The organism is Deltaproteobacteria bacterium, assembly GCA_016874775.1.
Lineage (GTDB): Bacteria > Desulfobacterota > Binatia > Bin18 > Bin18 > VGTJ01.
The window spans coordinates 20,409-29,324 of the sequence record VGTJ01000067.1; the positions used below are offsets into that span (position 1 = coordinate 20,409).

The window sequence follows — 8,916 nt, forward strand, 5'->3', positions numbered from 1 at the left end:
ATTCTGCAGCACTCTCAGCTAATTTCATCAGCCACCCGCCGAAAATCCCGACGCCGATAATGCTTGTCCATTTTTCCCAACCCGCCACCAGCCGTTAGCAAAGTGCTGTGTCCCCGTATTCCTGTCCTGAATAGGGCCTTGGGTGCACGTGCTGAACGACGGGCGCGCTCGCTACCTGAGACCGGACTACTTCTTGCGGCGGATATCAGCGGTCACATAGGTCGTCCAGGTTCCGTCCATCTGGGCCTCGGAAGTCAGCACGATATGGTCGTCGGATTTGAATTCGTACGAGTCGCGATAACGGATCGTTCCTTCGCCTCCCATCATGTTTGGCCCGTCGGCCTCCAGCGACAGTTTCTTGCCCGACTCATCGACGGTGCCCTCATAGAGCCACATGATGTTCATGAAGGAGTCGACCCAGCTGCCGATGTATTTTTTCTTTGACTCGTCGTAGCCGATGGTCAGGATAGCGTTCACGGTCACACCGCCGCCCATGTTGCCGGAGACGTTGTTGATCAACCATAATTCGCCAAGCATTTTGAAGGACATCGTGCCTTTAGGCGCGGCGTCGCCAGCATCTTCGAGAGTCTGGCCCGGTGCCAGCATCGTCGTAGTCCATTCTCCTTCGAACTGGTGAAGCCACTTGTGAGCTTCGACAGGTTGCGACATCGGCGGCATGGGCATTTCGGGAGTGCCCTGGGCTTTTGCGCCACCTGCGCTCAGCAGTGCCAATGACAATACAGTGAAGATTCGTGCAATCATTTTTTTCTCATTACTGGAAACGGGGAATCGAAATCGAAGCGGATATTGGGCCCGCGGCGGGCGCAAGTTGGGTATTTACAACGGGATAATTGTCGGTAACGGAGTCGGCACTAGCAATACCGCAGGCGCGTTTTTTCGCAGTTGCCGCTGACGGACGCCAAAGAGCGATTGAGCCTTGGCCGGGGACCAAGCGGAAACGATTCCCCAGACATTCTGACCGGAGTCACGGCCTATCTGGACAGCGCCAATTTTATCAGCCGAAGTGCGCTTGCACCCGGTTTTTGTCGGGCGAACGCAGGAACCGGAGGCTAGCGCCTTGCGGCTGATATTTGTCAATGTGGGAACCGGAGGCTAGCGCCTTGCGGCTGATATTTGCCAATGGCTTTGGCATTTTGAGTGCAAATGTGGAGCTGTCCAACTGAACCACTGGTCGGTGCCGGGAATGCCACGGCAATTTTTGCGTCGATCCAGCTAGATGCGTTAGTATCCGCCCTTGGCCTGCTTTCTTGCCCCTTTACCCTTCGTCACCTGACTTGTTCCAACAAGATTCTTTGAAAATCCTCATCCTGGAATTGAGGATATTCAGATATTTCCTTCATACGATTCCCCACACGATAGAATCCTCCCGCCCTGGCTCGCGTCAGATATTCCAAAGCCGATTTTCGGTACACTTCAGATTTGAGGAAATTTAGGGTCACCCATTAGAAGGCTCCTGTCACCCATTTATCAACTGTCCATTTGACCGGGACTTCCAACCGCTTTTCCATGCCACCATCTTCGCCGTCCAGTATGCCGGCTTCCTGGCGCGTTCAGCACTCGAAGTGAACGACTCGTCACAAACTCGTCTGTTTACTATCTTCCAACTCGTTGCCGCCTGTCGCTATGGGATTCATGACCTCTCCCGAACGGAGTTGGATCGTGCCTCCGGGTTCCCACGTTTCAATATGCCGCTCGAACTCGGGATCTTCCTTGGCTGCAAACAGTTTGGTAACCGTCGCCAACAACAGAAGCGCGTGCTCGTGCTAGATGTCGAGCCCCATCGCTACCAGAAGTTCATGTCCGACATTGCTGGCCAAGATATTGTAGCCCATAACCATGATCCCAAGCTGGCCATTCGTCAGATCCGTGACTGGCTACGGGTTTCTTCCCAGCAGCGTGATCTCCCTGGTGGAGAGCATATTTGGCAAGCATTCTCCGCTTTCCAGCGCGATCTTCCGCAGATCTGTGCGGAACTGCACTTGACTCCAGCGGAACTCACCTTCGTAGACTACCGCGACATCGTCATCCTCTGGCAACAGCGGCAAGATCCGGCTCGAACGGTGGAGCAGCTGTAAGGCACTACAAACGAAAGAACATAATTGCTCAAGTAAAGACCTCGCCTCCTGTGCCTTCCCTACAGCCTGCAGCCTATTTCCCCATTCATCATTTCGCATTCTTCGTTGTCCATGACTCCCAGACTCCTCGACTCCTAGACTTTTCCTCGCCCCATCGCCCGCTCGCCCGTTCGCCCATTCAGTTTCTTCGTGACTCCCAGACTCCTCGACTCTGCGACTCCTCGACTTTTCTGGACAGTTTGTGACCCTCGCTAGTTTCCCTGGCGCCCAGCCCCCGACAGAGGGGGCACGCGGCACCGGCGCGAGGAGTGAAAGATGAAAAAGATTGCAACGTCCCCCATTTCCTTCTCGCCCATTCGTTCTTCACGACAGAGAGAGCAAGCCGCCAGTGACACCTGGATCGATGGGTCTCGGCAAAGGGCACGTTTCAGCGTATAAAATTCGTATGGCGTTCTTCCGCTGTCCATATTTAGGAGCTGAAGTTGAGCTTACAGAAGAACGAGAGGTTCATATTGCTGAGCGCCACCCTGACCTGCTACCTGAGCATAGAGGGGCTATTGCCGGTACGCTTGGAGACCCAGATCAAGTGCGCCGGAGTGCTCGGTTTGGTAACGCCCGACTGTTTGTTCGATGGTTTGACGCGATTCGTGGTGGCAAGTACGTCGTAGTCGTTGTCGTCTCGGATGGTGCAATGCAGGGACGACGTTGGATTATCACCGCGTATCTTGCCCGCAAGCTGACTGAAGGAGAAGTAGAATGGAAGCGAAGTTAAGTTTCAAATACGATCGCGAAGCCGACATTCTGTACATTGATAAGTGCCATCCCTACGCTCAGCAAGAGACCGAAGAGCTGGGAGATGACGTAGTTGCCCGACTCAACCCCACCACAGGTGAGATCGAAAATCTTGAAGTGCTGTTCTTTTCGACGCGACTGCTGCGCAAAGAGATCTTCGAACTTCCCATCAATGCAGACCTTCGACTCGTAGAGTAATGGGTGACACTGAGACGCTCAGACACTGCCTCGCCCGTTCGCCCAGTTGCCCACTCACTCCTTCCGTGACACCGGACTGTTTTCGACTCCCAACCTCCTCGACTTTTTGTGACTCCGAACTGCCCTCAACAATTTCCTTGCAACGACCCCTAATTCCCCCTCCTTGTTGGCTATTCTTACTGTCGCCGTCGCACCCGTTCGCCCCGTCGCCCCCTCATTCGTCTTCGTTCACCGTTTCTCCGGTTCGCCGAGTCTCCGTTTCTTTTTCGGTGTGACTCCCCGACTCCTCGACTCTCAGACTCTGAGACTTTTTGTGACTCCGCACTGTCTTCGCCTCCCAGACGTGTTGTAACCTTTATTGCCTTGCAACGTCTCCTATGCTCCGGCGCTGCACTGTCCTGTTGTCATCACAATGGAGGTATGTCAAAGTGAGCCATAAACAGAATAGGCGACCACATGAGCACACGGAAACGCAAAGAACTTGGACAGTACATCGTTGCAAACTCAGAAATTTGTCATGGCCATCTGACCTTTAAGGGCACGCGGATCATGGTAAAAAGCGTGCTCTATTATGTCGCCCAAGGCAAAGACTGGGACTGGATCTTGCGAGCATACTATGGCCATATCAGTCGTGACGCGATCGCCGAGGCCGTCGGTCTGGCCAACGAAGCCTTTCTCGAAAAGATGGAGAGTCGACGGCGAGCCGCGTGAATATCCTTGACGAAGACATTAGTGCTCCTGAATGTGCACGCCTGCGGACCTATAAAATCCATTTCCGGCAAATCGGCATAGAGGTTGGGCATGAAGGATCGCGACGACATTCTGCCGTTGCTCCATCATCTGAAGCGCCCTACCTTTTTCACCCTCGATCACGGTTTCTATCACCCGTCGTTATTACATCAAGGCTACTGTTTAGTGTTCCTTGATATTTGGGAAGATGAGGTTGCGGACTACGTTCATCGGTTTCTCCGTAGCCCGGAGTTCCGCACCCAATCCCAACGGATGGGAAAGACGATGCGGGTTCGTCATACCGGCGTGAGTTACTGGCAACTCCACCACAGAGGAGAAAAACGTCTCAGGTGGTAATGGCTACTTCTCCTCTCCGATTCTCTCTCTCCGATTCTCCGTTTCGTTTTCCGTGACTCCCAGACTCCTCGACTCTGCGACTCCTAGACTTCTTCTAGACAGTTTGTGACCCTTGCTGCTTTCCCCGGCGACCAGCCCCCGACGGAGGGGCAAGCGGCATCGGTGCGAGGAGTGAAAGATGAAAAAGACGGCAACGTCCCCAATTCTTCCTCCGTTTCATCCGGGCTACCTTGCGATGACTTTCGCTATGTCTCAAAATCCGCAATTCTTACCCGTGGGCGGTATAGTAACGTTTTCTGGGATCATCTACGATATTTGCGCGTTACCGAAAAGGAGAACTCCCCATGATGCAGCCGCTACTTGTCGAAATCGAGGTGCCAACAGATCTGGACAGTTTGAAATTACCAGCCGGGGTCAATGAACGGCTGCAGGAGTTGTTGGACCGGCAGGATCGCGGGCAACCTCTTACCGCCGCTGAGCGCGCAGAAGCTGAAGGGTTGGTCGACCTGGCAGAACTCTTGTCGCTTCTCCGGCTGCGCGCACAACGCCTCTGGCAGGAAAGGTCCCATGCGTAACGCTGCAATCCCTGCGCCACTGCGGCGTCTCGTGCGTCGTAGGGCAGCAGGACGGTGTGAGTATTGTCAACTCTCACAGCAGGGACAAGAGGCGACCTTTCATGTTGATCATATCGTTCCTGTTACCGCTGATGGGCCAACCAGCGCCGAGAACTTAGCGCTGGCGTGCGTCTCCTGTTCGCTGCGGAAGGCGGCACGGCAAACGGCAAAAGATCCCGACACGGGTCATGAGGTGAGGCTGTTCAATCCACGTCAAGACCGATGGCACGAGCACTTTCGCTGGAAAGGCGTCGTCATTGTCGGGCAGACAGCGATAGGGCAGGCGACCATTGCGGCTCTTGATCCGAATCGACCGGTCATCCGCGCTATCCGTGAGGAAGAAATTGCCCGCGGTCGCCACCCTCACAAATAGTCTATGCGCTCCGTTGTCTATTCGTTCTTCCTTAGACTCTGGACCCTGGACATTCCGATACTCTCAACGGCTTTCTCTCCCATTCACCCATTCGCCCAGTCGCCCACTCGCTCCTTCCGTGACACCGGACTGTTTTCGACTCCCAACCTCCTCGACTTTTTGTGACTCCGAACTGCCCTCAACTCCGAACTGTTTTCGACTCTAGACCCTGGACATTCCGTGACTCTAGACAGTTTTCCCATTCATCCTTCCGCATTCTTCGTTGTCCATGACTCCCAGACTCCTAGACTTTTCCTCGCTCCATCGCCCGCTCGCCAATGAGTACCATGCGGGCTTTATTGCCTTTGCCGTGGCGGATGAACAACGTGCCTCTGCTCACATCAACATCCTGCACCAACAAGCCACAGAGTTCCGCACGGCGAATACCAGAGGAGTAGAAGGTCTCCAGCATGGCCCGATCACGCAAGCCCAGCGGCGAGGTAAGATCCATCTGGCTGAGAATCTGTTCGGCTTCACTGGAGGTGATGACGACGGGTAGCGTACTGCCGAGTTTGGGGAGCGTGAGCTCCGAGGCGGGACTACTGGGCAGACAGTGCTGTTTGGTGAGCCAGTGAAAGAAGCTGCGCAGGGTGACGAGATAGGTATGCTGCGTGTGCACGCTGCGCGGATGGCCATCGACGGTGAGCTGATCCGCCGTAAAGCCCTCCACGCCATAACTGAACGTGACGTGGCGAAAACCGTGGACCCAGAAGGTCATGGCATCGAACGCCGCTTCGCAGAGAATCAGTTCTGAGCTGTTGGTGAAGGCCGCGAGATTCCACACGCCCTTATGCGGGCCAGGGAGATAGAGATGAACCGGCTGCTCCGGTGTGCGGCCATGCGTGATACGTCGCCCATACATCTCCGTGACGTGACCATCGGCATCGAGAATCGGCACCGTGAGACAGCCGCGCAAGTGTTCATGCCCACTCGGACGCAGATAGCCGAGTTGCTGCAGCGTCCCACGGATCACCGCGCCTTCGGTTGTTTCCATCCGTGGCAACCGATAGCCCAACGTACAATTGGCAAAGCCCAGCTTGAACGTCGTGATGAGTTCGTTATTGAGCAGGCCGCGGTTGGCCAGATACGCTTTGCCTTCCGGCGCACGGTCGGTCAGCGTCGTGTGATAGTCGTCCATCACAACCTGCGTCCACTGCTGCGCATCGGCATCACCCGGCAATGGCACGGCGAGTTTCGTCGTGCGCGAGTGTTTGACGATCCGCTGCTGGGTGGTGGGTGTGGTACTGACCACTGACAACTGAGGACTGACGACTGCCGTGCGTATGAGTTCGACCGCATGGCGAAAGGAGACGCCCTCGGCTTTCATCACCCAATCAATCACGCCGCCGCCTTGCTGACAACCAAAGCAGTGCCAGAGATTCTGCGCAGGTTCAATGCTCAGACTCGGCTCGTGATCGTCATGAAACGGACACAAGCCCAGCAGATTCTTGCCGGACGGTTTCAGCACGATGCCGTGCGCTAGAGCGAGTTGCTCGATGCTGAGGTCGCGTTTGAGTCGCGCTAACTCTGCGTCTGGAATCCGCGACATCGCCAACTCTCCCCTTCCCCCTGGCAAGGCGGGAAAAGGTGCTTGTCAGAGAGAAAATTTTTAGATACCTATTTAGGGTCATTGCGTGCCACAAGAGGGCCTTCGGTGTCAAGCGCGAATGATCGCCATCGCCACCAGAAGGCTCCAGGGCGGTAAACTGTATGCTACGATACCGCTCAAGATTGGAGAGACCTAAGGAGGGCGGTATCGTGTCCTTCGGACGAAACTTAGCCACTGTGCGCAAAGCGAAAGGCTTAACCCAGGCCGCCTTGCGGCAAAAAAGCGGCGTGGGCCTGTCGCAACTCCGCCGCTACGAAGCTGATCAATCCTCACCGACGCTTGACGTGCTCGTGCGCCTGGCCAAGGCGTTAGGGGTCTCGCTCGATGAACTCGCCTTTGACCAGAGTAACGGGATTGCCACCGGCAAGATTCTCGATCGGGAGTTGTTAGAGCAGTTCGAGGCCGTCTCGCGGCTGGATAGTGAGGATCAGGCAGCGGTGAAGAAGCTCTTGGAAGGGTTGATTGTGAAACATCAGGTCGAGCAGGTGATGAAACCCAAGCTCGAGCAGTCGTGGACCCAACGCTTTCGCGCCATTACTGAGAAGCTCGCGCAGGGCTCGAAGGGAATGAAGCAGCAGCAGATTGATCAGCTCATTGATGAGGCGGTGACGGCGGTGCGGGGCGCGCGGCATGCCCGCTCTTAAAGCGGTGCTCGATACCAACGTGCTCATTGGCCTGGCCTTTGCCCGGCGCGGAATTACCAAGACCCTGCGGGAGCTGTTGGCGGAGGAGGCGTTTACGGTGGTGACCGCTGCCGATCTCCTCGCCGAACTCTATCGCGTCTTCCATTATCCCCGTATTCGCCAACGGTTTCATCCGACCGAGGAGGACATCATCGCGTTCCTGGGCCTTGTGCTGGAGCGGGCAGTGATCGTGCCAGGCCGCTATCAGGTGCAGCGCGTCGAGTCTGATCCCACTGACGATATGTTCTTGGCCTGTGCGCTCGAAGGCAAAGCTGACTACATCGTCTCCCGTGATCCCCACCTCCTCAACCTCAAACACTTCCACTCCATCCAAATCGTCGAACCCCCCGCCTTCGTCCGGGCAGTCAGACAGCAGCAACGACACAAGGAGTGAAAGATGAAGACTATTGCAACGTCCTCTATTCCCCCGGGCAGATCAACTGCCCGTGCCCCCCGGCGTAAAGCCACCAATGCCGCAACGTCCCCTATTCCCCACATCAAACGCTTCTATCAGCGCAAACAAGCGAGGACCAATGGCGTGGTAGCGATTAAAGCGGTGGCGCATAAACTCGCGCGGGCCTGTTATTACATTTTACGGGATCAGGTGGCGTTTGATGTAAACAAAGCATTTGCCTGATCTCACAAGTGGCTGGGGCAGTGAGCTGGGAATAGGGGTTGGCTGAGAACCATCAGACCTGATTGGCCGCTGCTCTATCCAAACACGTCCTCCGGCTGAGTACGGAGGCACACGGACCACCTAAGTCATGAACCAAGAAGGGGGTGGCCCTGCGGGGAAACCACACAATCTGTGCACGGCACTTGTGGACATGGCTTGGCACCGACGGTTTTCTGGGGCCAAACATTGGCCAGGGGCGCGGAAAGAGTCAGGCAAGGTCCCTTTCCTACCGCCTTGATCCTGATGGGTGACTGGTGCGGTTCTCAATGGAGGATCGTGACCACCTGTTTGAGAACCGGGATGCGGAACAGAGTGTGACTCTTCTGCAGCATGAGGAAAAATCGCAGGAGCATGAAAAAAGTGTTCATGGAGAACTACAACTTATTGACAGGAGCCTTCTAAGACACTGTTCCGAAATTGCGCCGGTCTTGCCATAACGAAAATGAGACAACTTACTCGCCACGGGCCGCAAACACCCGGTCGATGGCTGCACGGATTTTGCTTCGCCCTAACGGGCTTGCCTTCTTGGGCATCAGGAGTCGTTTGGCCGCTTGTGGTTTTCGTGGCTTCTGCGCATGTCGACGCTCTTGGACCGGTTTCTGTCGAGTCATTTCGTGCCTCCTTACTGAACTTTCAAAAATTAATGTTCGTATTCCCGAGGACTGGGCGATAATGAGGACATGCGACCATTCGGAACAGGCAAACAACTTGCGCGGCGGCGCCAGCGGGCCCTTGAGCTGTTGGAGCGCG

General features: G+C 55.5%; 11 protein-coding genes and 1 pseudogene. 10 read left to right on the forward strand and 2 right to left on the reverse strand.

Going from position 1 to position 8,916, the window contains the following annotated elements; all coding sequences use genetic code 11:
• Positions 1-186: 186 nt before the first annotated feature.
• Positions 187-762, reverse strand: a complete 576-nt coding sequence (locus FJ147_12990; GenBank protein ID MBM4256799.1) for a DUF1579 domain-containing protein — start codon at positions 760-762, stop codon at positions 187-189.
• A gap of 725 nt (positions 763-1,487) precedes the next feature.
• On the opposite strand from FJ147_12990, the gene FJ147_12995 reads away from it, so the two are divergent.
• From FJ147_12995 to FJ147_13025, 7 genes are all read left to right on the forward strand, one after another.
• Positions 1,488-2,096 (forward strand): hypothetical protein, encoded by a 609-nt coding sequence (locus FJ147_12995; protein ID MBM4256800.1) that lies wholly within the window; start codon positions 1,488-1,490, stop codon positions 2,094-2,096.
• Between the two features lie 439 nt (positions 2,097-2,535).
• Positions 2,536-2,868: a hypothetical protein gene (locus FJ147_13000; protein ID MBM4256801.1), complete on the forward strand. Its 333-nt coding sequence runs from the start codon at positions 2,536-2,538 to the stop codon at positions 2,866-2,868.
• Positions 2,853-3,086, forward strand: a complete 234-nt coding sequence (locus FJ147_13005) for a DUF2283 domain-containing protein (GenBank protein MBM4256802.1) — start codon at positions 2,853-2,855, stop codon at positions 3,084-3,086. Before FJ147_13000 ends, FJ147_13005 begins: the two co-directional genes overlap by 16 nt.
• A gap of 456 nt (positions 3,087-3,542) precedes the next feature.
• Positions 3,543-3,797: a DUF433 domain-containing protein gene (locus FJ147_13010; GenBank protein MBM4256803.1), complete on the forward strand. Its 255-nt coding sequence runs from the start codon at positions 3,543-3,545 to the stop codon at positions 3,795-3,797.
• 90 nt (positions 3,798-3,887) lie between these two features.
• The gene (locus FJ147_13015) at positions 3,888-4,172 is read left to right on the forward strand and encodes a hypothetical protein (protein MBM4256804.1); all 285 of its coding nucleotides are present in this window, start codon (positions 3,888-3,890) and stop codon (positions 4,170-4,172) included.
• Positions 4,173-4,519: 347 nt separating this feature from the next.
• Positions 4,520-4,747 (forward strand): hypothetical protein, encoded by a 228-nt coding sequence (locus FJ147_13020; GenBank protein MBM4256805.1) that lies wholly within the window; start codon positions 4,520-4,522, stop codon positions 4,745-4,747.
• Positions 4,740-5,159 (forward strand): HNH endonuclease, encoded by a 420-nt coding sequence (locus FJ147_13025; GenBank protein MBM4256806.1) that lies wholly within the window; start codon positions 4,740-4,742, stop codon positions 5,157-5,159. Before FJ147_13020 ends, FJ147_13025 begins: the two co-directional genes overlap by 8 nt.
• Before the next feature lie 283 nt (positions 5,160-5,442).
• Here the strand turns inward: FJ147_13025 and FJ147_13030 are convergent, their stop codons facing one another.
• Positions 5,443-6,747 carry a hypothetical protein gene (locus tag FJ147_13030; protein MBM4256807.1) on the reverse strand — a complete coding sequence of 435 codons (1,305 nt, stop codon included), beginning with the start codon at positions 6,745-6,747 and terminating at the stop codon, positions 5,443-5,445.
• A gap of 161 nt (positions 6,748-6,908) precedes the next feature.
• On the opposite strand from FJ147_13030, the gene FJ147_13035 reads away from it, so the two are divergent.
• From FJ147_13035 to FJ147_13045, 3 genes and pseudogenes are all read left to right on the forward strand, one after another.
• Positions 6,909-7,451 carry a helix-turn-helix transcriptional regulator gene (locus tag FJ147_13035; protein MBM4256808.1) on the forward strand — a complete coding sequence of 181 codons (543 nt, stop codon included), beginning with the start codon at positions 6,909-6,911 and terminating at the stop codon, positions 7,449-7,451.
• On the forward strand, positions 7,438-7,884 hold the full coding sequence (locus FJ147_13040) for a putative toxin-antitoxin system toxin component, PIN family (GenBank protein ID MBM4256809.1): 447 nt from the start codon (positions 7,438-7,440) through the stop codon (positions 7,882-7,884). The genes FJ147_13035 and FJ147_13040 overlap by 14 nt, the downstream gene beginning before the upstream one ends.
• A 102-nt stretch (positions 7,885-7,986) precedes the next feature.
• A pseudogene (locus tag FJ147_13045) lies at positions 7,987-8,127 on the forward strand (IS110 family transposase).
• The last annotated feature ends 789 nt before the right edge of the window (positions 8,128-8,916 follow it).

Coding starts and splice junctions, on each gene's coding strand:
- FJ147_12990 (MBM4256799.1), bottom strand. CDS start 762: ATGATTGCACGAATCTTCACTGTATTGTCATTGGCACTGCTGAGCGCA.
- FJ147_13005 (MBM4256802.1), top strand. CDS start 2,853: ATGGAAGCGAAGTTAAGTTTCAAATACGATCGCGAAGCCGACATTCTG.
- FJ147_13010 (MBM4256803.1), top strand. CDS start 3,543: ATGAGCACACGGAAACGCAAAGAACTTGGACAGTACATCGTTGCAAAC.
- FJ147_13015 (MBM4256804.1), top strand. CDS start 3,888: ATGAAGGATCGCGACGACATTCTGCCGTTGCTCCATCATCTGAAGCGC.
- FJ147_13020 (MBM4256805.1), top strand. CDS start 4,520: ATGCAGCCGCTACTTGTCGAAATCGAGGTGCCAACAGATCTGGACAGT.
- FJ147_13025 (MBM4256806.1), top strand. CDS start 4,740: ATGCGTAACGCTGCAATCCCTGCGCCACTGCGGCGTCTCGTGCGTCGT.
- FJ147_13030 (MBM4256807.1), bottom strand. CDS start 6,747: ATGTCGCGGATTCCAGACGCAGAGTTAGCGCGACTCAAACGCGACCTC.
- FJ147_13035 (MBM4256808.1), top strand. CDS start 6,909: ATGCTACGATACCGCTCAAGATTGGAGAGACCTAAGGAGGGCGGTATC.
- FJ147_13040 (MBM4256809.1), top strand. CDS start 7,438: ATGCCCGCTCTTAAAGCGGTGCTCGATACCAACGTGCTCATTGGCCTG.